This is a genomic window from Shewanella hafniensis, from assembly GCF_019655335.1.
Taxonomy (GTDB): domain Bacteria; phylum Pseudomonadota; class Gammaproteobacteria; order Enterobacterales; family Shewanellaceae; genus Shewanella; species Shewanella hafniensis.
The window spans coordinates 54,042-75,768 of the sequence record NZ_BPFD01000013.1 but is presented as its reverse complement, the minus strand read 5'-3'; the positions used below and the strand labels follow the sequence as shown (position 1 = coordinate 75,768).

The window sequence follows — 21,727 nt, the reverse complement described above, 5'->3', positions numbered from 1 at the left end:
ATAGATTTACGCGTGTTCGGCAGGAGTGTAAAATGCCGCTGCCCTCGTGTGAAGGGGCCACTGAAATAAACTTGCGGAGATAGAACTGTGCAGCAATACGTACTCTGGTATCAAGAATTAGGCATGGGTGACGTCAACTTGGTTGGCGGTAAAAATGCTTCTCTAGGCGAGATGATCAGCAATCTGGCCAATGCCGGTGTTCAAGTACCTGGCGGATTTGCGACAACTTCCCATGCGTTCAACGAGTTCCTTGAACAAAGCGGAGTTAACCAGAAGATTTATGACATTCTAGCCACACTGGATGTAGATGATGTCAATGCGCTGGCTAAAGTAGGTGCACAGATCAGGCAGTGGGTTATCGACACCCCATTTCAACCAGCATTAGAGCAAGCGATTCGTGAAGCTTACGATAAACTTGCCGCTGAAACTAGCGAAGCGTCATTCGCGGTACGTTCTTCTGCAACAGCAGAAGATATGCCAGATGCCTCTTTTGCGGGTCAGCAAGAAACTTTCTTAAACGTTAAAGGATTTGAATCTGTACTCGTGGCGATCAAGCACGTATACGCTTCACTCTTTAACGATCGTGCTATTTCCTACCGTGTCCACCAAGGTTATGAGCACCACGGTGTAGCCTTGTCTGCTGGGGTGCAACGCATGGTTCGTTCAGATAAAGCGGCTTCAGGTGTGATGTTCACTATGGACACTGAATCTGGCAATAACGATGTGGTGTTTATTACTTCATCTTTTGGTCTGGGTGAAATGGTTGTTCAAGGCGCGGTAAACCCTGATGAATTTTATGTTCACAAACCGATTTTAGCCTTAGGTCATAAGGCTGTTGTGCGCCGTAATATCGGTAGCAAGCTCATCCAAATGGTGTATTCAGATGATGCTGCTCACGGCAAACAAGTCAAAATTGAAGACGTGACTGCTGACAAGCGTCGCCAATTCTCAATCAATGACGCTGAAGTCGAAGAATTAGCTAAGCAAGCTATGGTTATCGAAAAACATTACGGTCGTCCAATGGACATCGAATGGGCGAAAGACGGTAACGACGGCAAGCTGTATATCGTTCAAGCACGTCCAGAAACGGTTCGTAGCCGTGAAGATGTGCAATTAATTGAGCGTTATCACTTAAAGAGCCGTGGCGCTGTGATCTGTGAAGGTCGCGCTATCGGTCATAAAGTGGGTACTGGTGTAGCCAAAGTATTAACCTCAATAGCCGATATGGATCAAATCCAACCTGGCGACGTGTTAGTGACTGACATGACAGATCCCGATTGGGAACCTATCATGAAGCGCGCGAGCGCCATCGTCACAAACCGTGGCGGTCGTACTTGTCACGCGGCGATTATCGCCCGTGAATTAGGTGTGCCAGCAGTCGTAGGTTGTGGTGACGTGACTGACCGTATCAAAACTGGTCAAATCGTGACTGTGTCTTGCGCCGAAGGTGACACTGGCTTTATCTACGAAGGTAAACAAGAGTTTGAAGTGATTTCAAACCGTGTTGATTCTCTGCCTACATTGCCAATGAAAATCATGATGAACGTGGGTAACCCTGATCGTGCATTTGATTTTGCCCGTTTGCCAAACGAAGGCGTGGGTCTAGCGCGTTTAGAATTCATCATCAACCGTATGATCGGTATTCATCCAAAGGCACTGCTTGAGTTCAATCAACAAGACGCTGCGCTGCAAACTGAAATCAACGAGATGATCGCAGGTTATGAATCTCCAGTTGAGTTCTATATTGCCCGTCTGGTTGAAGGTATTGCGACTATCGGTTCAGCTTTCTATCCGAAGAAAGTGATCGTCCGTATGTCAGACTTTAAGTCTAACGAATACGCAAACTTGGTTGGCGGTGACAGATACGAGCCAGAAGAAGAGAACCCAATGCTGGGCTTCCGCGGTGCAAGCCGTTATATCTCTGAATCCTTCCGTGACTGTTTTGCGCTTGAGTGTGAAGCGATCAAACGCGTTCGTAATGACATGGGGCTGAAAAACGTTGAAGTCATGATCCCATTCGTTCGCACAGTGAAAGAAGCTGAGCAAGTGGTCGGCCTGCTCAAAGAGCAAGGTTTAGAGCGCGGCAAAGACGGTTTACGTGTCATCATGATGTGTGAAGTGCCTTCAAACGCCCTGTTAGCAGACCAATTCCTTGAGCATTTCGATGGCTTCTCTATCGGCTCAAACGATTTAACTCAGCTGACACTCGGCCTTGACCGTGACTCAGGTATTATCAGCCACTTATTTGATGAGCGTGATGAAGCCGTTAAAATGCTACTTTCATTAGCCATTAAAGCGGCTAAAGCGAAGGGCGCTTACATAGGTATCTGTGGTCAAGGACCTTCAGATCACGCTGATTTTGCCGCTTGGTTGGTAGAACAAGGCATAGATACAGTGTCATTAAACCCTGATACTGTGATTGATACTTGGTTGTATTTAGCCGAAGCGCACGCTTGATCTAGATAGTCATTTCATAAACTTGTTAAAAAAGCCGCTTTTTAGCGGCTTTTTTTTGTTTATAATGGCGCCATAACGATAATTGACAGAAGCCATCTATGTTACCCCTGCTATCACATCAACAAACATTAGAACCAGTATATGTGGCATTCCTTGAGGCACTGGAGCAAAGTGAGTATTCCGGTGATATAGACAAACGTTACAGCGCACGTTTAGTGCAAGCCACCGACAACTCGGTATATCAGTTTTTACCTCAAGCCGTGTTATATCCTAAAAATCAGCAGGATATCCAAATTGCATTGACGCTGGCCGCCAGCGACGCATTTCGCAGCGTGACCTTTAGTGCGCGGGGCGGTGGTACGGGCACCAACGGACAATCTCTCACCCATGGTTTGATTTTAGATGTGTCGCGTTACATGAACCGCGTGCTCGAAGTGAATGCTGAGCAAGGTTGGGTGCGAGTTGAAGCTGGTGTCGTTAAAGATGCGCTCAACGATGTATTGCGCCCCCATGGATTCTTTTTTAGTCCCGATTTATCCACCTCAAACCGCGCCACAATTGGCGGCATGATTAATACCGATGCCTCGGGTGCGGGCTCACTGGTTTATGGTAAGACCTCAGATCACGTGCTGGCGCTACGCAGTGTGTTGATTGATGGCAGTTTGCTAGACACGCATCCCCTAGATGCGGGACTACTGTGTAACCCAGATAACGTCAGTGATAATCCGCTAGGGCAGAAACTGATTTCTGCTGTGGCGGCGGTATGCCGCGAAAAGCGTACTCAGATTGAAAACCAATTTCCTATACTTAACCGTTTCCTCACTGGCTATGACTTAAAACACGTGTGGAACGACAGCCTGACACAATTCGATTTATCTCGGATTTTAACGGGCTCAGAGGGCACGCTTGCGGTGATAACCGAGGCTAAACTCAATCTCACCCCGCTGCCGACCGAGCGCGCGATGGTGAACATTAAGTACGATTCGTTCCAATCGGCATTGCGTCATGCGCCATCTTTAGTTGCCGCGCGGGCGACTGTGGTCGAAACTGTCGATTCAAAAGTGCTGAATTTAGCCCGTGAAGATATTGTCTGGCACTCGGTATCGGATCTGATCCAAGAAGTGCCTGGTAAAGTTATTGATGGCCTCAATATGGTCGAATTTGCCGGTGACACGGTCGAAGTTGAGCAAAAGCTCGCGAGTTTGGAAACTGTGTTGATTGAGCAGATCAGCAAAGGCGAGTGCGGCGTATTGGGTTACCAAGTGACACAAGACAAGCCAAGCATCGAAAAAATCTACGGCATGCGCAAAAAAGCCGTTGGCTTACTCGGCGCCACTAAAGGACGTCGTAAACCTATCGCCTTTGCGGAAGATACTGCGGTGCCGCCCGAAAAACTCGCCGATTATATTATGGAGTTTCGCGCAGTACTCGATGGCCATAATCTGCAATACGGTATGTTCGGTCATGTGGATGCGGGCGTGTTGCATGTACGGCCTGCGCTTGATATGTGCGATGTTGAAGATGAAAAACTACTGCGGGTCATTTCCGATCAAGTCGCTGCACTGACGCTTAAATACGGCGGCCTGATGTGGGGCGAGCACGGTAAAGGCGTGCGTGGTGAATACGGTCCTGCTGTCTTTGGTGATGAACTATACGGCGTTCTACAAGATATCAAAGGCTTGTTCGACCCCGACAACCGATTAAACCCCGGCAAGCTGGTGGCGCCTAAACAGACTGGCGCCCTCTATTACGATGTTGACAGTGTTAAGCGCGGTAAATTTGACCGACAAATTCCCATCGAAGTACGTGATGCGTTCCCCTATGTGATGAATTGTAACGGCAACGGCTTGTGTTTTAATTACAGTAGCTATTCGCCCATGTGCCCATCGTTTAAGGTGACAGGCGATAGAGTACAGTCGCCTAAGGGACGTGCAGGACTCATGAGAGAGTGGCTAAGGCTACTTGAGGCTGAAGGGGTTGATGTTAATGCCCTCGCAAAAGCGAAACCTTTTGGTATATTGCAGCGCATTCAAAATACCATCAATGCCAAACGTGATTATGATTACTCCCACGAGGTGATGGAATCGCTTAAGGGCTGTTTGGCCTGCAAAGCCTGCTCTGGTCAATGTCCGGTCAAAGTGGATGTGCCTAAGTTTAGGGCGCAGTTCTTTAATATCTACTATCAACGTTATTTAAGACCGGCTAAGGACTATCTTGTTGCAGGTATCGAAGATAGTTTGCCATTAATGGCCGCGGCACCGCGTCTCACTAACTTTGCCGCGCAAAATCCATTGAGCCAATGGGTGATTAAAAAGGCGATTGGTTATGTGGATGCGCCTGCGTTATCTGTGCCGACCTTGAAGCAAAGACTCGATGGTCATGCAAGCCGCGGTTATGACTTAGCGGCACTACAGGCAATTCCAGAAGAGGCGCGCTCGCAGTTTGTGTTGGTGGTGCAAGATCCCTTTAACAGTTTCTATGACTCTGGCCTTGTGCTGCGCTTTATCCAGTTGATTGAAAAGCTTGGGTTAAAACCCGTGTTGTTACCCTATAAACCCAATGGTAAGCCAACGCATATCAAGGGATTTTTAGATAAGTTCGCAAAAACGGCGCAGTCGAGTGCGGACTTTTTGAACCAAGTCCATAAACTGGGCATGCCGATGGTCGGCATCGATCCTGCCTTAGTCTTGTGTTATCGCGACGAATACCGCGAAGTCTTAGGGGCTAATCGCGGTACTTTTGAGGTCAAGTTAGCTAACGAATGGCTACTGAATGTTATCAAGGATTTACCCGCGAAAGCGCCGCAAGATAAGCAATATACCTGGTTTAGTCATTGCACTGAATCGACGGCCAAGCCAAATACTGCCAACGAGTGGACTAAAATCTTCGCCCATTTTGGTGCTAAGTTAACCGCAGTCAATTTAGGTTGTTGTGGTATGGCCGGAACCTACGGCCATGAGGCGGATAACCTCGAGCGCTCTAAAGCCTTGTTTGAGATGTCTTGGCAGCAAACGCTAGCAAAAATTGAACAGCCGCAAGTGTTAGTGTCGGGCTATTCTTGCCGTAGCCAGGTAAAACGTTTTGCCGGTTACAAGCCAAAACATCCACTGGAGGCCTTGCTTGAGTTAGCAAATATCTAGTGGTGTTTATCGCTTAGCTAGTGAGCTTGTTATTATCCTCACTAGCATATCCCTGTGTTGAATGTCACACTAAAGCCAGCCGCGAGGCTGGTTTTTTATGGATGATGGAGGCTGCAGATGGAAAAGATGACAGACAGTATTGAGCACACACTCAAACAATTCGCCGCCGATAGCAGGCTAACCTCGGTTGCGCCATTGTGCAGTGAAGTCCCATTGTTTGACATTAATGCCTTGGGTGATTGGACGTATTTAGGTACATCGCTACCAGCAAAGTTTGCTAAGTTGTTCGCCAGTATTTTGCATTGCATCGATGATGAGTATTTTTTAATTACCCCAGTGGAGAAGGTGCGAGTACGGGTTGAAGATGCGCCGCTGCTGATTGTCGATTTTGAGCGAGCACAACCCCATTCTCTGCTTGATGTGAGAACTAGCATTGAAACGCTGCACCACGATGTGGATATAAGGCAGATGAAGATCACCGATGACAGTGTTTATTTGCCGCTTGAGCGCGGATTATGGGGAAAATTAGGCCGTGCCTGTTACTATAATTTTGTGAATGAATTCAATTTATATGATCTAAATGAGCAGTGAGTTCGTAGGTTAATCGCACAATTAGCTGTGGTGTTAACTAGTTTATTGCGGGTTAAGTGGTAGTATTAAAACTGACTCTGGGTTCTTATGATTGCGCACAGAGTAAGTGAAAACGCGTTAAAACCTTTGTTGTAGGAGGTGCTGTTTGAATCGTCATGAAAGCTTAGGCTATCTTGTTTCCCACTTAAATATCGAGCTGCAAAATGAGCTCGATCTGCATCTTAAGCGATATCAACTCGATATAAAACTGTGGCCTGTGCTGTTTGCTTTGTGGCAAGAGGAGGGCATCAGCCAAACTGAATTGTCTAAGCGTTGCGATGTGGCAAATTATACTATGACGCGTTTACTCGATCAGTTGCAGGTACAAGGTCTTATTACCCGCCATCAAGAAGCCGATAATCGGCGCGCCTTTCAAATTTTTTTGACCGATGAAGCCAAAGCGTTAGAGCAAGATCTGATTTGCGAAGCTGAGCGGGTCAACGAAAAATTCCTGTCTAACCTCAGTGATGAGGAGCAGCAGCAGTTCGTCTTACTGTTAAATAAGATCAATCGCTTGGCTTAATGATACGGATTCATTCGGTATGGAGGGAAACTGCGGTTTAGCCGTTTTCGTTGCTATCTGTATGTGGTTGTCTAAATTCATTTTCTCCAGTTTAATTCCGTCATTCATCCGTTACTTCGCGGGATTAAACTGGTGTAATCAATTCAAGTAAAGTGCAAAGACGCACAGTAAGCTGACGGCTATTACTGAGTGTTGCAAATAACGGCGGCTGGCTAACAAATTTTCTTTGCCTTGTTTTAGGCTGGCGACGAGAGTGTGCTGCTTATAAATCCGGCACATCAACTCATCGGTTTGGGGATCGATAAGCAGTTCAAACTTGCAAGGTGCGCCGTCTTTAAGTTGAATAGTGTGTTCGCTCTGAGGCTTAAAATTCAGCTTGTGCGACACCATCTGACCGTTGACAAAGACCCGTTCTAAACCGCTCCAATTGCTGGCTTGCAGTTCTACCACATCTTGGTTGAGATCATATTTAAAACGGATCATAGCGCTATCCTGTGCTGGGACCTGATAGGCTAATTCAAGCAGACATATATGACGTTTTCCAGCGTGATTAAATGAATATTCTGTGTCGGAATTAAAAGCGCGGCTAAACCATGGGCTTAGCGTTAGATTAAATGTTAGATAACAAAAAAGCGACCTGAGGTCGCTTTTGCGGATGTTACACAGGTAGAGATATTACTTTTTAGCGGCTTCGATAATGGCTTTGGCCATTTCATCTGCTACAGCGCCAGTTGTCCGGTTCTGTTCGTCGGCTTGGCTGAAGATTTTCAGCAGGGTGTTATAAATTTCTTCTACTTTAGCGGTCGATTTCGCCGCATCGTAATCTTTTTCGAACGACACGTTGATAATGCCGCCTGCGTTGATCACATAGTCTGGCGCGTACAGTATGCCCATTTCTTTCAACTGTTCGCCGTGGCGTACTTCAGCTAATTGGTTGTTGGCACAGCCAGCAACAATTTTGGCTTTCAGCTGCGGTAAGGTCGCATCGTTTAAGGTTGCGCCAAGGGCACAAGGAGCATATACATCCACATCTTGTGAGTAGATTTCTTGTGGCGCGACCACAATAGCGCCAAAGTCGGTAGCGACTTTGTCTAACGAGGCTTGATGAATGTCGGTAACAATCAGTTCGGCGCCTTCGTTATGTAAGTGTTTGCACAGGTAATAGCCAACATGACCTACGCCTTGAACGGCGATTTTAAGCCCTTTTAGACTGTCTAAACCGAGTCTATGTTTAACCGCAGCTTTGATGCCTAAATAAGTGCCAAGAGCGGTGAACGGTGATGGATCGCCACTCTTGCCTTCAAGACCTGCCATATAAGGGGTTTCTTCATGGGCGATCATGATATCAGCCGTAGTAGTGCCAACATCTTCAGCGGAATAATAGCGGCCGCCGAGGCTATTGATGAAACGGCCAAAAGCGCGGAATAGGGCTTCGCGGTCTGGTCTTTTAGGATCGGCGATGATCACTGATTTGCCGCCGCCCATGGTTAAACCGGCAAGGGCATTTTTATAAGTCATGCCACGAGAGAGGCGTAATACGTCAGTCAGGGCTTCATCATCCGATTGGTAATTCCACATCCGGCAACCACCAACAGCAGGGCCAAGGTTGGTGTTATGGATGGCGACAATGGCCTTTAAGCCACTTTCTTTATCATGACAGAATACGACCTGTTCATGTTCGTCAAAGGATACATGATTAAATACAGCCACGTGAATTTCTCCGCTATACACAATGAAAAAGCCGATGAGATGAGCCTCTATCGACTGCTTGTTATATTTATTGCAGAACCATAGCATTTAGCGATACTCTCAACCATGCATAATGACCGAATAAATACATTATTTGTGGCAATTTAGCTTTCCACTTTACGTAAACGTAAGCTTTGCGGTTGAAAATGGATTGTACTGAATTTAATGTAACGAATAGAATGAATCGCGCACTGATCCCAAGAATTAGGTTCGCGTTATAACAATAAGATAGGACGGAAGTATGACTGAACAAGCTGTCGACCAAACTCAACAGAATTTATCAGCTGAAGAAATAGAAAAGCTGCGTCAAGAGTGGGTCAGAACTCAATTTCAAAAAGCGAATCGTTTCCTCGCTGAAAAAGGCGTGATCCCAACTAAAGTCTTGGCCGATGAAAGTCGTTATCTTGCGCCTTACATGGCAATTTGGAAAATGGAATCCAAGCGTCCCAGCAACAAAACCTATTGGGTTATGTCGGGCGATTTACCCTCGGATTTCGTCGATGTGAAAGTGGCTGCAACGGCCCGTGATGCGGTACGTCATTTCTCTATGATGTGGCAAATGCAGGCGGAAAACTTAGTGCGCTCAGGCGCCACCCGTGATGCCACTCAGGCTAAATTTGCACAGTTACTGGTATCGCGCGCCGAGAGTTTATATCGTATGCACAATGACGATAAACTGTGGAATGCTTAAACTCAAATGAGTTGAGGATTGTATTTAGATAGTATTGAGTTAATACAGTCTCTTGCGTTGGTTTATACTGATAACTGAAATAACCATAAGGCACTCAATTGAGTGCCTTACTTATACTGACGTATATGCAGATTTCCTCTGTTGAGAACAAGAGCATCGAACAAAGTCGATAGGGCTTATTCTTCGCTGTCGCTCAAGTAGTAGAAACCTTGATTGATGAGTTTCAACAGTAAGGCTTGGACTTCTTCATGCTGACATATTTCAGTCGCTTCATCGGCGTTTAAGCTGACGTTATCGCTCAACTGTGCGATTACGTCTGCCGGTGTTTGGGGCAGTTCGTGTACATCACCATTGATGAATAATCGCGGCGTGGCGTCATTTTCAAGGCGCAATACTTTCAAACCACCGATACGGCTCACTCCAGCACCTTGGGCGAAGGCATCTTGCAAATCTTCCATGCTGTAAGCTTCTTCGCCTTCACACAAATCAAGCTCGAAACGGTTTTGACTAAGCAACTTGCCCAACACGATTTGGTAGCTATTAGGATCTTGGCTCAGCTGGCTCAAGAGTGACATGATGCCCACTTGATGGTCTTGGCTGACGATACCGGCTGAACTCGGTTCAGTTTGCGAGGTGAAACGCTGCTGACCTAAGTTATTGTCGAGCAAATAATCGGCGACTTCACTGACCAATTCTTGCTGGCTAGGAGCGCGAAAACCAATCGAGTAACTCATTGCCACAGTTAGGGTTTCGCCGCAATGCGGGAAACCGGGTGGAATATAAAGCATGTCGCCTTTTTCTAACACTACATCGATAATGGGTGTGAAGTCTTCAACCAGCGGCGAGTTTGGATTGCCGCCACGACGTTGTTGCGGCGTATTGTTACCCACAGTCCAGCGACGCTCACCTTCGCCTTGAATGATAAACACATCGTAGTTATCGACGTGCGGGCCGACACCGCCACTTGGGGTTGCAAATGATGCCATTAAGTCATCGAAGCGCCAGTCAGGTAAAAAGCGTAGAGCTTCAACTAATGGCTGCGAATCGGGATACCAATGGTTGACGGCTTGCACTAATAATTGCCAATGGGTTTCGCCATAGCTGTCGTAATCTTCAAACGGACCTTGCACCACTTCCCAATCATTATCTTTGGTGACGACGATGCGTGAAGAGATTTCTTCTTCACAAGCAAGGCCTGCTAATTCATCGGCGCTGATAGGATCTTCAAATTGCGGAAAGGCTTTTTTGATCAACAGGGGTTTCTTTTGCCAGTATTCACTAAGAAACTGGGCGATATCGAGATTGAGTGTATACATAGTGTTAAAAAAGGCGACCACATCGCGGTGATGTGGGTCGCCTTAATCCTTATTTCTGTTTAAGAAAGAGTATTGTCCGTCGCCAACTTCAGTTAATAACTAATTTCAGTCAATAGCTTAATATTAGTTAATCGCCAATTTTAATTAATAACTTACTTCAGTTCGTCGACAAACGTTTCGGCGCGACCAATGTAATTGGCGGGCGTCATTTTCTTCAGTTCAGCTTTCACTGAGTCTGGTAATTCAAGTCCGTCAATAAACACTGACAGTTGCTGCGCGTCGATACGTTTACCGCGCGTCAGTTCTTTTAATTTTTCGTATGGCTTTTCAATACCATAACGACGCATTACCGTTTGTACGGGTTCTGCTAACACTTCCCAGTTGTGATCTAACTCATCACGCAGATGCGCTTCGTTAACTTCTAACTTGCTGATGCCTTTTAAGGTCGCTTGATACGCGATCAACGCATGGGCAATACCCACACCTAAGTTACGCAGTACAGTCGAGTCAGTTAAGTCACGTTGCCATCTTGATAACGGTAGTTTAGACGCTAAATGTTGCATCAGTGCGTTAGCGATACCTAAGTTACCTTCAGAGTTTTCAAAATCGATGGGGTTAACTTTGTGCGGCATAGTCGATGAACCGATTTCACCGGCGATAGTGCGTTGTTTGAAGTGACCTAGGGCGATGTAACCCCAAATATCACGGTCAAAGTCAATCAGCACAGTGTTGAAACGGGCAACCGCATCAAACAATTCGGCAATGTAATCGTGTGGCTCGATTTGCGTCGTGTAGGCATTCCAGTGCAAGCCAAGGCTAGTCACAAAACGCTCAGACAGCTCATGCCAATTAACTTCAGGATAGGCTGACAGGTGAGCATTGTAGTTACCTACGGCACCATTCAGTTTACCCATGATTTCAACATTGGCGATTTGTTTGATTTGACGTTCAAGGCGCACTGCGACGTTCGCCATCTCTTTACCGAGCGTCGAAGGTGACGCAGGTTGGCCATGGGTACGTGACATTAATGGCACAGATCGATATTCAATCGCCAGCTTTTTAATTGCCGTCAGCAACTCGTTGCAGTAAGGCAGTAATACATGCTCGCGGGCTTCAGTCAGCATTAAACCGTGGCTTAAGTTGTTGATATCTTCAGAAGTACAAGCAAAGTGAACAAACTCACCTACAGCGGCTAATTCGCCATTGTCCGCGATTTTTTCTTTAATGAAGTATTCAACCGCTTTTACATCGTGGTTAGTGGTGCTTTCGATAGCCTTAACACGCAGCGCATCTTGTTCGTTGAAATTGTCTTTAATGCCATCGAGCACGGCGATAGCTGACGCGCTCAATGTTGGCACTTCGCTAATGTCTGGACAGTCGGCTAACAGTTTTAGCCAATTGATTTCAACCTGAACACGGTACTTGGTAAGACCGAACTCGCTGAAAATCCCTCTCAATGACGCGGTTTTACTACCATAACGACCGTCTACCGGAGAGATAGCAGTTAGTGCGGAAAGATCCATGTGTAGCTCCTTGATGAACGCTAATTTTATTATAGGGTAAGACTTTTCTTGGCTGTATCGACTATGGCTTTGCGGGCGAAGACTAAGTGTCGACGTTTACCGCCCAACTGACGCCACAGTACTGCGCTGCGTATAGCGGCAAGCAGCAGAGCACGAATTTTATGTTGTACAATAGGGCGCTGCAAACACACAGGATTACCCGATATTTGGATTTTTGGCCCTAAATTACTGATGATGTCACTGTAAATGCTGGCAAGATTGGCAACAACTTGCTCATCTGTGATGGCAAAATGATGTAGCTGGCGATTCACTTGATTAATACGTTCAGCCAACATGCCTAAGCCACTGTTAGAGCGCACGAGTTTACGCTCAAGGGCAAGCACGCCCACTAAATAGCGGGTGATTTCAACATCTTTTTGGCTGCTGTCACCGAGCTGGTTCAGGATCAGCTTATAGCCTTTTTGCAATACGATTTTATCTTGGTAGACATCGGCCGTATTGTCAGGATTGGTGACGAGAATGGTGTTTAAGCTCGCTGCGAGCTCGGCATTATCCAATTCGCCATGGCGCGCTAAATGTTGAACTTGGGCAATGGCTTGCAGTATGCCTGCAAACGCCATCGTCCGATTAATGAGTTGCTCGTTCACGCTTTACCCTCGGATTAATTGATCTATGATGCCGCCACCTAGGCAGACCTCACCATCATAAAATACCGCAGACTGTCCAGGCGTCACCGCCGCAACAGGTTCATCGAAGACCACGCGCAAGGTGTGTTCATCTGTGTAGGTTAATGTACAAGGCACATCTTGTTGGCGATAACGGGTTTTCACTGCGATATGACAACCATCGACAGGCCCAGTTCTATCTACCCAATGCAGTTGGTTAACTGTCATGCCGGTCGACATCAAACGGGGATGGTGTCCGCCTTGACCCACGATCAATACGTTACGCTCAAGATCTTTATCGACCACATACCAAGGATCGTCATTGCTGTTTTTCATGCCGCCAATGCCTAAGCCTTTACGTTGGCCTAAGGTGTGGTACATGAGTCCTTGGTGCGTGCCTATGACTTCACCTTCTGGGGTTTCAATATTGCCAGGCTGCGCCGGTAAATAAGTCCCTAGAAATTCAGTGAACTTGCGCTCACCGATAAAGCAGATGCCAGTACTGTCTTTTTTGTCATGGGTGATTAAGCCCATTTCTTTCGCAATTTCACGAACTTGATGTTTTTCGAGCTCACCGACAGGGAACAGGCTTCGGGCTACTTGCTCATGGCTAAGGGTGTAGAGGAAATAACTTTGGTCTTTATTGCCATCAACACCGCGGAGCATTTGCGTACTGCCGTCGCTGTTATCGCGACGGCGAACATAGTGGCCCATTGCGATGTAATCGGCGTCGAGGATTTCGTCGGCAAATTCTAAAAATGCCTTAAATTTTATCTCTTTGTTGCACATGATATCGGGATTTGGCGTGCGGCCGGCTTTGTATTCGGCGAGGAAATACTCAAATACATTGTCCCAATATTCGGCAGCAAAGTTGACTGTGTGTAGCTTGATCCCGAGCTTGTCGCACACGGCTTGGGCATCTTTTAAATCTTCTGCGGCCGCGCAGTACTCGTTGTTGTCATCTTCTTCCCAGTTCTTCATGAATAGGCCTTCAACCTGATAGCCTTGCTGCATAAGCAAATAGGCTGAAACAGATGAATCTACACCGCCGGACATGCCGACAATGACTTTTTTTCCTGTATGAGTGGGTTCGATTGATGTCATAGATCCTAAAAACCATTGAGTATGTGTGTTGGCTAGGTTGTTGAAGTTAAGCCGCGACATTGAGCGCTTAACAAAAAGTGCCTAACCTAGCTTAAAAAATATGGGCTAGCGTTAAATCAAAGCTAACTTAAGGGCTAACTTAAGAGCTAACTTAAAAATCAGGGTGTAGTGCGAGCTAACAGTAAAACTCGTATTTACGGTCTACTGTACAGTCTGCTATTTAGCCACGTAGAGGCCGCTAGGCACTAGCACATGCATAAGTTTAACAAGCCGTTTATGCGGGGCGGTATTCTATCACGCATTACTCGCTTGGGCTATCGCGAGGCGGTCACTATTGAGTAAGGAGAGGGGATAAGTTTGGCCCTGTTGTGCGTTATTAAGATAGTCTTTTAGGCAATCGAGCACTAAGGGGCTGCGCAGTAAAGATGACTTAGCTTCTATCTGTGCAAAACTCAGCCAGTGCGCACTGTGGATAGCGTTATCCTGCGGCGCAGGTGAGGGCATTTCATTTAATTGCACGAAGAAAGTAAAGCGCACAAAGGCTAAGTCTTCACTGGCGCTAAATTGATAGATGCCGACGAGTCCTTGGGGATTAAGTGATAACCCCGTTTCCTCAAACACTTCACGCTCACAGGCTTGGATTAAGCTTTCATTGGCTTCTAAGTGACCCGCTGGCTGATTTAAAGCGCTGCTCGCCATCAATCCACTCTTCCACCATCAGATATTTGTCCTGTGAGGTCGCATGAATAATACAAGCGACGGTCACATTGGGTTTATATCGTTGACTCATGGTGCCTCCTTCGAGTGGACATGGTGCCACTTTTTAGTGGCGTTGAGCGCAGAAACTTGGCTGAAAGTTAGACTTCATCACCGAGGCGGATGCATTTATGCTCGCCCGATGGCAAATTATCTAGACTCCATTGGCCTATTTTATAACGGATTAATCTTAAGGTAGGAAAACCTATATGTGCTGTCATGCGTCTGACTTGGCGGTTACGGCCTTCATGAATTTGGATTTCCAACCAAGTCGTTGGGATATTTTTGCGTTCTCTCACCGGTGGATTGCGTGGCCAAACGTCGGGTGAATCCATGATTTTGACTTTAGCAGGCAGCGTCATACCATCATTCAATTCAACACCTTGGCGCAGTTTAGTCAGTGCATCTTCCGTCGGAACGCCTTCTACTTGCACCCAATAGGTTTTAAATGTTTTCTTTTTCGGCTCGGTCAGTCTTGCCTGTAATTGACCGTCGTTGGTTAGCAGTAACAAGCCCTCACTGTCTCTGTCTAAGCGGCCTGCGGCATACACATCAGCAATGGGAATATAGTCTTTTAGGGTTTTGCGACCTTGTTCATCGGTAAACTGGCAAAGTACATCAAAAGGCTTATTAAACAGCACGATAATCGGCGCGAGGGTTTGGCTCTGCACCGGTTTTGCCGCCGCAATTGCGCGTCGATTAGGATTTTTAAAGGGTTCTTTCTTTAAACTGCCATTGGCATTACGTGCTGGCGCCACTTTGCTATCTACGGCGGAAGCGCGGCTGGCCGGGCCTCTGCTCGCGGGCTTAGCGGGTTTAATCGTGCTCTTGGCTGTGGAACTAGTACTGGAATTGGCACGTTTAGGTGGAAATTTGTTTTTGTTCATACTTTTGCTAACAGGAGGTTGAGACACGCTTACCTGACTTGATTGAGTCGTTAATGTGGTCATAGTGTACTTGGCATTCGCCGTTAGTGGAATTTGAATATTATTGCGAATGCTCTATGATGTCGGCCAGAAAATGTGATCTGTGCCTAAATGTTTATTAGGTTTTAATGAGTCGTTGTAACAAGTTTTAGCTTGCGCGCAAAGACAGAAGGGCATTGAGAATGTGGAAGATTAAGGTGGACTCGATTGCCTTGATTGATATTTTTACTGTGCTCAGATTTGTTCGCCATGCTATAAAATTATTATAAAAAATATTAAATTTTACAATAATGTAGGATGTAACATGAAAGATAACTCATCAACAATTATTTACACTGAAACAGACGAAGCGCCAGCATTGGCAACCCTCTCACTCTTACCAATTATCAGAACCTTTACCGACGCCGCGGGCGTTGCTGTTGAAACCCGTGATATCTCGTTATCGGGCCGTATTATTGCCAGTTTCCCTGAGCAATTGACCGACGCACAAAAGATTGGCGACCATCTGACTGAGCTTGGCGAGTTAGCAAATCAGCCAGAAGCGAACATCATTAAGTTACCGAATATCAGTGCTTCAATTCCACAATTAAAAGCCTGTATCCTTGAACTGCAGCAAAAAGGTTATGACATCCCAAATTATCCGGATGAGCCAAAAACCGACGCTGAAAAGTCAATCAAAACACGTTACGACAAGATCAAAGGCAGTGCGGTAAACCCAGTACTGCGTGAAGGTAACTCAGATCGCCGCGCGCCATTATCGGTGAAAAACTTCGCCAAGAAAAACCCGCATTCCATGGGTAAATGGGCTAAGGATTCTAAGTCTCACGTTGCCCACATGACTGAAGGCGATTTCTACGGTAGCGAGCAGTCTTTGACTTTATCTGATGCGGGCAGCGTGAATATCGTGCTGACGCAAAAAGATGGCCAAGAAGTGGTGCTCAAATCGGGTCTTAAGCTGCTGGCTGGCGAAATTATCGATGCTGCGGTATTGAGTAAAAAAGCCTTAGTAAGCTTCTATGAGCGTGAAATCGACAACGCCAAAGCTGAAGATGTGCTGTTATCGCTGCATCTGAAAGCCACTATGATGAAAGTGTCTGATCCTATTATGTTTGGTCACGCTGTGAAGGTATTCTTCAAGCCAGTATTTGACAAACATGCGGCGCTTTTCGCTGAATTAGGCGTAGATGTTAACAACGGTTTTGGTGATGTTTATGCCAAGATCGCGACATTACCTGCCGATAGCCGCGCCGAAGTCGAAGCCGATATCGCCGCCGTTTACGCTGCACGTCCCGCATTGGCTATGGTTGACTCTGACAAAGGTATCACCAATTTACACGTGCCAAGCGACATCATTATCGATGCGTCTATGCCTGCTGCGATTCGTTCATCTGGCCAAATGTGGGGACCAGACGGTCAACTGCATGACACTAAAGCCATGATCCCTGATCGTTGTTATGCGGGTATTTACCAAGAAACGATTGCTTTTTGTAAAGAGCACGGCGCTTTTGATCCTAAAACCATGGGCAGCGTGCCAAACGTGGGCTTGATGGCGCAAAAAGCCGAAGAGTACGGCAGTCACGATAAAACCTTTGAAATGCCAACTGACGGCGTGGTTAACGTTGTCGATGCCAGCGGTAAGGTATTGATGAGCCACAATGTGGAAGCGGGCGATATCTGGAGAATGTGCCAAGTTAAAGACGCACCTATCCGTGATTGGGTCAAACTGGCCGTGCGCCGTGCCCGTTTAAGCAATACTCCTGCGGTATTCTGGTTAGATAGCAAACGTGCCCACGATGCGCAAATCATTGCAAAAGTGCAGCAGTATCTGCCAGAACATGACACTGATGGCTTAGATATCAGTATTATGTCTCCAGAAGAGGCGACGCGTTTGTCTTTGGCTCGCATCAAAGAAGGCAAAGATACCATTTCAGTTACGGGTAACGTTTTACGTGACTACCTGACTGACTTGTTCCCCATCCTAGAGCTAGGCACCAGTGCTAAAATGCTGTCAATCGTGCCGTTAATGAACGGTGGTGGTCTATTTGAAACTGGCGCGGGCGGTAGTGCACCTAAGCATGTGCAACAGCTTGAGAAAGAAGGTCACTTACGTTGGGATTCACTGGGTGAATTCTTGGCTCTGGCGGCGTCTCTTGAGCATTTAAGCCAAACTGTCGGTAATCCAAAAGCCCAAGTGTTAGCTGATACCTTAGATCAAGCCATTGGCCAATTCTTAGATAGCAATAAATCGCCATCAAGAAGAGTTGGTGAACTGGATAACCGTGGCAGCCATTTCTACTTAGCCATGTACTGGGCACAAGCCTTAGCCGCGCAAACGAAAGATGAGCAGTTACAAGCTCACTTTATTCCGTTAGCGCATGCACTGGCGACGAATGAGCAAGTGATTGTCGCTGAGTTAAACAATGCACAAGGTGCACCAGTTGATTTAGGTGGTTACTACCGTTTAGATGCGGCTAAGGCTGAAAAAGCTATGCGTCCAAGCGAGACGTTGAACAAGCTGTTGATTGCTTAATCTCGTTAGTTTTAGCTTTTGGATGGGGTGCGCATCAGTGTGGGCTATCAAAGTTGATGTAAGGTTGTAAGTCATTAGACTGATTTTAAAAAGGGATCTGCATAGCAGATCCCTTTTTTATGCCCTAAATTTACTGTCGAGACTGGTGATGAAATCTTTTTGTGGGGATGCAATGGGTGATGTGCAGAGATTGATCTTGAATTAAATTCATGCGAAATGATGATGAGCGATGCAGCATTAAGTGGTGAAAATTGATGAAACACGCAGCAATAAAAAGGCAGGGACTTGTCCCTGCCTTTTAGATCATTGGCCTCACCAAACGTTATTTTGTTGGTGAAATGGCTGAAGCGTGCATCCCTTTTGGACCGGCTTCTACTTCAAATTGAACGGGTTGGCCTGCTTTTAGAGTTCGATAGCCTTCCATTTCAATGGTAGAATAGTGTGCAAAAACGTCCTCACCACCTTGATCAGGGCAAATAAACCCGAATCCTTTGGCGTTGTTGAACCATTTAACAGTTCCGCTTGCCATACTTCCACTTCCTTCTGTTGTCTACTTACCAGTAAGATAGTAAAACCTGTATAGACGGGTATTCGTTCACCGTCTGCACAACAGAATGTAAGGAGTAAAAGCGGAAGTCAAGCTAAAATTAACAAAGGGGTAACAACTGATTAATTTGAACGGATCAATTGGAAGAGGCCAACACGAGAGGCTAGTATTAAAAAATGGCAAAGATAGGAAATATTGAACACGTTGAAGAACGTGTCGAATCAGAGTTAATGCCGCCTTCGATGTATAAGGTGGTACTCAATAATGATGATTACACCCCAATGGATTTTGTGATTGAAGTTTTGCAGGTTTTCTTTCGCAAGAACGAGCAGGAAGCGACCGATATCATGTTGACTATCCATCACCAAGGAAAAGGAATTTGCGGTATTTTCCCGTTTGGGATTGCAGAAACTAAGGTGATACAAGTAAATCAATTTGCAAGACAAAACCAACATCCGTTACTGTGTTCGTTAGAGAAAGCGTAAAACCGCTTTACTCTGTAGTCTGTTGTTAATTTTGGGGGTGCTTATGCTGAACAAAGACCTGGAAGTCACCTTAAATCTGGCGTTTCAGCAAGCCAGAGACGCGCGTCATGAGTATATGACAGTGGAACATCTGTTATTAGCTCTGATCGACAATCCTGCGGCTCAAGAAGCGTTAATCGCCTGTGGAGCGAATCTAGATAAACTCAGAGATGAAGTGGCAAGCTTTATCCAACAAACAACCCCAATCATTGCCGATATTGATGATGACAAAGAAACTCAGCCAACGCTCGGGTTTCAGCGAGTGCTGCAACGTGCTGTATTCCATGTGCAGTCATCGGGTCGCAATGAAGTGAACGGCGCTAACGTGTTAGTCGCCATTTTCAGTGAGCAAGAATCCCAAGCCGTGTATTTACTGCGTCGCTGCGATATTAGTCGCTTAGACGTTGTGAATTTTATTTCCCATGGTTTCGCCAAAAATGATGATGCTGAGTCACATCAAGATCAAGAACGTATCGAAGATCAGAGCGAGGGCAACGAAGAGCGCAGCATGTTGTCGCAATTTGCGTCCAACTTAAACCAACTTGCTAAGCAAGGGATCATTGACCCACTGATTGGTCGCGATCAAGAAATCGAGCGCGCGATTCAAACCCTGTGCCGTCGCCGTAAAAATAATCCACTGTTAGTGGGTGAGGCGGGTGTAGGTAAAACGGCGATTGCCGAAGGGTTGGCGTATCGCATCGTCAATAAACAAGTGCCCGATGTGATGCTTGAAGCGACAGTGTATTCCTTGGATTTAGGTTCACTGCTGGCGGGAACTAAGTATCGCGGCGACTTTGAAAAACGCTTCAAGAACTTGTTAAAAGAACTGGCGGCGGATAAGCATGCCATCCTATTCATCGATGAGATCCACACCATTATCGGTGCGGGCGCGGCCTCTGGCGGCGTAATGGATGCCTCTAATCTACTGAAACCTTTGCTATCTAGCGGCAACTTGCGTTGCATGGGCTCGACCACTTTTCAAGAATATCAAAGTATTTTTGAGAAAGACCGCGCACTTGCACGTCGTTTCCAAAAGGTGGATATCAATGAGCCTTCAGTGGAAGAAACCACTAAGATTTTGATGGGGCTTAAGTCTAAATACGAAGAATATCATGGGGTTCGTTATACACAGGCTGCGATCAGCAGCGCTGCAGTATTGTCGGCCAAGCACATCAACGACAGACATTTACCCGATAAAGCCATCGATGTGATCGATGAAGCGGGTGCGCGTATGGTGATGTTGCCTATTAGCAAACGTAAAAAAACCATAGGCCAAGCTGAGATTGAGTCGATAGTGGCGAAAATGGCACGTATCCCTGAGAAGTCGGTATCCGCCACTGATAAGGACTTGCTGCGTAATCTTGAGCGTAACCTTAAGATGGTGGTCTTTGGCCAAGACAAGGCCATTGAGAGCCTAAGTTCAGCCATTCGCTTATCGCGCAGTGGCTTAGGCACAGACAGGAAACCTGTGGGTAGCTTCTTATTCGCGGGCCCCACCGGTGTGGGTAAAACCGAAGTCACTAACCAATTGGCCAACTGTTTAGGGATGAAACTGGTGCGCTTTGACATGTCAGAGTACATGGAAAGCCACACAGTTTCTCGCTTGATTGGTGCGCCTCCTGGATATGTGGGTTATGACCAAGGTGGCTTGCTCACCGATGCTGTGATTAAAAACCCACACTGTGTGGTGCTATTGGATGAAATAGAGAAGGCCCACCGCGATGTGTATAACTTGCTGTTGCAGGTGATGGATCACGGTACTTTGACCGATAATAATGGTCGTAAGGCGGACTTCAGACACGTGACTTTGGTGATGACGACCAACGCGGGTGTTCAGGAGACTATTCGTAAGTCGATTGGCTTTACCCAACAAGATCACACCCAAGATGCGTTATCTGAAATTAATCGGGTATTTTCACCAGAATTTCGAAATCGTCTCGATTCCATCATTTGGTTCAACCATTTGGATATGACGATTATCGCCAAAGTGGTCGATAAATTCTTGGTGGAATTGCAGGCTCAATTGGATGCAAAACACGTTACTTTGGATGTCAGCGACGAAGCCAGAACCTTGTTGGCCGAGAAAGGTTACGACAAGAACATGGGCGCGCGTCCAATGGCTCGGGTCGTGACCGAATTGATCAAACGTCCATTGGCAGACGAGATCTTATTTGGTGTCTTAGAGTCAGGCGGTGTGGCGCATGTGGATGTGAAGGAGGGCGAGATTGTCATTCGTACCGAACGTCACGAAAAAGCGACAACAAAAGCTTAACGCTTGATTCTCCATTAGTTTTAGACATAAAAATGGCTGCAATTGCAGCCATTTTTTTCATCTTTCGCAAACAAAAAAACCCGGCCTTGCCGGGTTTTTAAATCTAAGAGGCTATATCAGCGTGCGCGGAAGACAATGCGACCTTTGGTCAGATCATAAGGAGTCAGCTGGACGGTAACTTTATCGCCAGTAAGGATCCGGATGTAGTTTTTGCGCATTTTGCCTGAAATGTGGGCTATCACCACATGACCATTTTCAAGCTCTACACGAAACATTGTGTTTGGCAAGGTTTCAAGGATAGTGCCTTGCATTTCAATGTTGTCTTCTTTCGCCATTAATTAATTATCCCATTAGCCTTCGAATATAAAAAACGG

At 46.3% G+C, this 21,727-nt stretch carries 17 protein-coding genes and 1 pseudogene; 8 read left to right on the top strand and 10 right to left on the bottom strand.

The features are described 5' to 3' along the window. The first annotated feature begins 87 nt into the window (after positions 1-87). The 4 genes from ppsA to K5Q99_RS06290 all read left to right on the top strand — a co-directional run bounded on the left by ppsA (position 88) and on the right by K5Q99_RS06290 (position 6,750). Entirely contained in the window at positions 88-2,457 is a 2,370-nt protein-coding gene (gene ppsA / locus K5Q99_RS06305) for a phosphoenolpyruvate synthase (protein WP_220776372.1), read from the top strand. A gap of 98 nt (positions 2,458-2,555) precedes the next feature. Continuing rightward, the gene (gene ydiJ / locus K5Q99_RS06300; protein ID WP_220776371.1) at positions 2,556-5,597 is read left to right on the top strand and encodes a D-2-hydroxyglutarate dehydrogenase YdiJ; all 3,042 of its coding nucleotides are present in this window, start codon (positions 2,556-2,558) and stop codon (positions 5,595-5,597) included. A gap of 117 nt (positions 5,598-5,714) precedes the next feature. After that, complete coding sequence (locus tag K5Q99_RS06295; RefSeq protein ID WP_220776370.1) at positions 5,715-6,188, top strand: DUF1285 domain-containing protein; 474 nt, start codon at positions 5,715-5,717, stop codon at positions 6,186-6,188. A gap of 145 nt (positions 6,189-6,333) precedes the next feature. After that, a complete protein-coding gene (locus K5Q99_RS06290) occupies positions 6,334-6,750 on the top strand; it encodes a MarR family winged helix-turn-helix transcriptional regulator (RefSeq protein ID WP_006081948.1) in 417 nt (138 codons plus the stop codon). A 138-nt stretch (positions 6,751-6,888) separates the two neighbouring features. Here the strand turns inward: K5Q99_RS06290 and K5Q99_RS06285 are convergent, their stop codons facing one another. Both K5Q99_RS06285 and K5Q99_RS06280 read right to left on the bottom strand, forming a co-directional pair. Beyond that, on the bottom strand, positions 6,889-7,233 hold the full coding sequence (locus K5Q99_RS06285) for a hypothetical protein (protein WP_006081947.1): 345 nt from the start codon (positions 7,231-7,233) through the stop codon (positions 6,889-6,891). A gap of 192 nt (positions 7,234-7,425) precedes the next feature. Beyond that, a complete protein-coding gene (locus K5Q99_RS06280; protein ID WP_106651836.1) occupies positions 7,426-8,460 on the bottom strand; it encodes a Glu/Leu/Phe/Val dehydrogenase dimerization domain-containing protein in 1,035 nt (344 codons plus the stop codon). 280 nt (positions 8,461-8,740) lie between these two features. Between K5Q99_RS06280 and K5Q99_RS06275 the strand changes: the two genes are divergently transcribed. After that, complete coding sequence (locus K5Q99_RS06275; protein ID WP_106650731.1) at positions 8,741-9,190, top strand: DUF4826 family protein; 450 nt, start codon at positions 8,741-8,743, stop codon at positions 9,188-9,190. Positions 9,191-9,366: 176 nt separating this feature from the next. Here the strand turns inward: K5Q99_RS06275 and K5Q99_RS06270 are convergent, their stop codons facing one another. From K5Q99_RS06270 to rluE, 6 genes and pseudogenes are all read right to left on the bottom strand, one after another. Continuing rightward, positions 9,367-10,506: a ribosomal protein uL16 3-hydroxylase gene (locus K5Q99_RS06270; RefSeq protein WP_220776369.1), complete on the bottom strand. Its 1,140-nt coding sequence runs from the start codon at positions 10,504-10,506 to the stop codon at positions 9,367-9,369. 152 nt (positions 10,507-10,658) lie between these two features. After that, the gene (purB, locus tag K5Q99_RS06265) at positions 10,659-12,029 is read right to left on the bottom strand and encodes an adenylosuccinate lyase (protein WP_219235236.1); all 1,371 of its coding nucleotides are present in this window, start codon (positions 12,027-12,029) and stop codon (positions 10,659-10,661) included. A gap of 29 nt (positions 12,030-12,058) precedes the next feature. Then, complete coding sequence (hflD, locus tag K5Q99_RS06260) at positions 12,059-12,676, bottom strand: high frequency lysogenization protein HflD (protein WP_131523325.1); 618 nt, start codon at positions 12,674-12,676, stop codon at positions 12,059-12,061. A gap of 3 nt (positions 12,677-12,679) precedes the next feature. Further along, positions 12,680-13,798 carry a tRNA 2-thiouridine(34) synthase MnmA gene (mnmA, locus tag K5Q99_RS06255; protein ID WP_173244504.1) on the bottom strand — a complete coding sequence of 373 codons (1,119 nt, stop codon included), beginning with the start codon at positions 13,796-13,798 and terminating at the stop codon, positions 12,680-12,682. Positions 13,799-14,092: 294 nt separating this feature from the next. Further along, positions 14,093-14,588: pseudogene (locus tag K5Q99_RS06250) on the bottom strand (NUDIX hydrolase). A 67-nt stretch (positions 14,589-14,655) separates the two neighbouring features. Further along, positions 14,656-15,441 carry a 23S rRNA pseudouridine(2457) synthase RluE gene (gene rluE, locus K5Q99_RS06245; RefSeq protein WP_246604402.1) on the bottom strand — a complete coding sequence of 262 codons (786 nt, stop codon included), beginning with the start codon at positions 15,439-15,441 and terminating at the stop codon, positions 14,656-14,658. Positions 15,442-15,784: 343 nt separating this feature from the next. Here rluE and K5Q99_RS06240 point away from each other — a divergent pair, with 343 nt between their 5' ends. Then, positions 15,785-18,010, top strand: coding sequence for an NADP-dependent isocitrate dehydrogenase (locus K5Q99_RS06240; RefSeq protein ID WP_220776367.1), 2,226 nt, complete (start codon positions 15,785-15,787; stop codon positions 18,008-18,010). Between the two features lie 322 nt (positions 18,011-18,332). Here the strand turns inward: K5Q99_RS06240 and cspD are convergent, their stop codons facing one another. Then, on the bottom strand, positions 18,333-18,539 hold the full coding sequence (gene cspD / locus K5Q99_RS06235) for a cold shock domain-containing protein CspD (protein WP_006081937.1): 207 nt from the start codon (positions 18,537-18,539) through the stop codon (positions 18,333-18,335). A 194-nt stretch (positions 18,540-18,733) separates the two neighbouring features. Between cspD and clpS the strand changes: the two genes are divergently transcribed. Together clpS and clpA are read left to right on the top strand one after the other, a co-directional pair. Beyond that, entirely contained in the window at positions 18,734-19,042 is a 309-nt protein-coding gene (gene clpS, locus K5Q99_RS06230; protein WP_006081936.1) for an ATP-dependent Clp protease adapter ClpS, read from the top strand. 43 nt (positions 19,043-19,085) lie between these two features. After that, entirely contained in the window at positions 19,086-21,353 is a 2,268-nt protein-coding gene (gene clpA, locus K5Q99_RS06225) for an ATP-dependent Clp protease ATP-binding subunit ClpA (RefSeq protein WP_220776366.1), read from the top strand. A gap of 116 nt (positions 21,354-21,469) precedes the next feature. Here the strand turns inward: clpA and infA are convergent, their stop codons facing one another. After that, positions 21,470-21,688 (bottom strand): translation initiation factor IF-1, encoded by a 219-nt coding sequence (gene infA / locus K5Q99_RS06220; protein ID WP_006081934.1) that lies wholly within the window; start codon positions 21,686-21,688, stop codon positions 21,470-21,472. Positions 21,689-21,727: the final 39 nt, after the last annotated feature.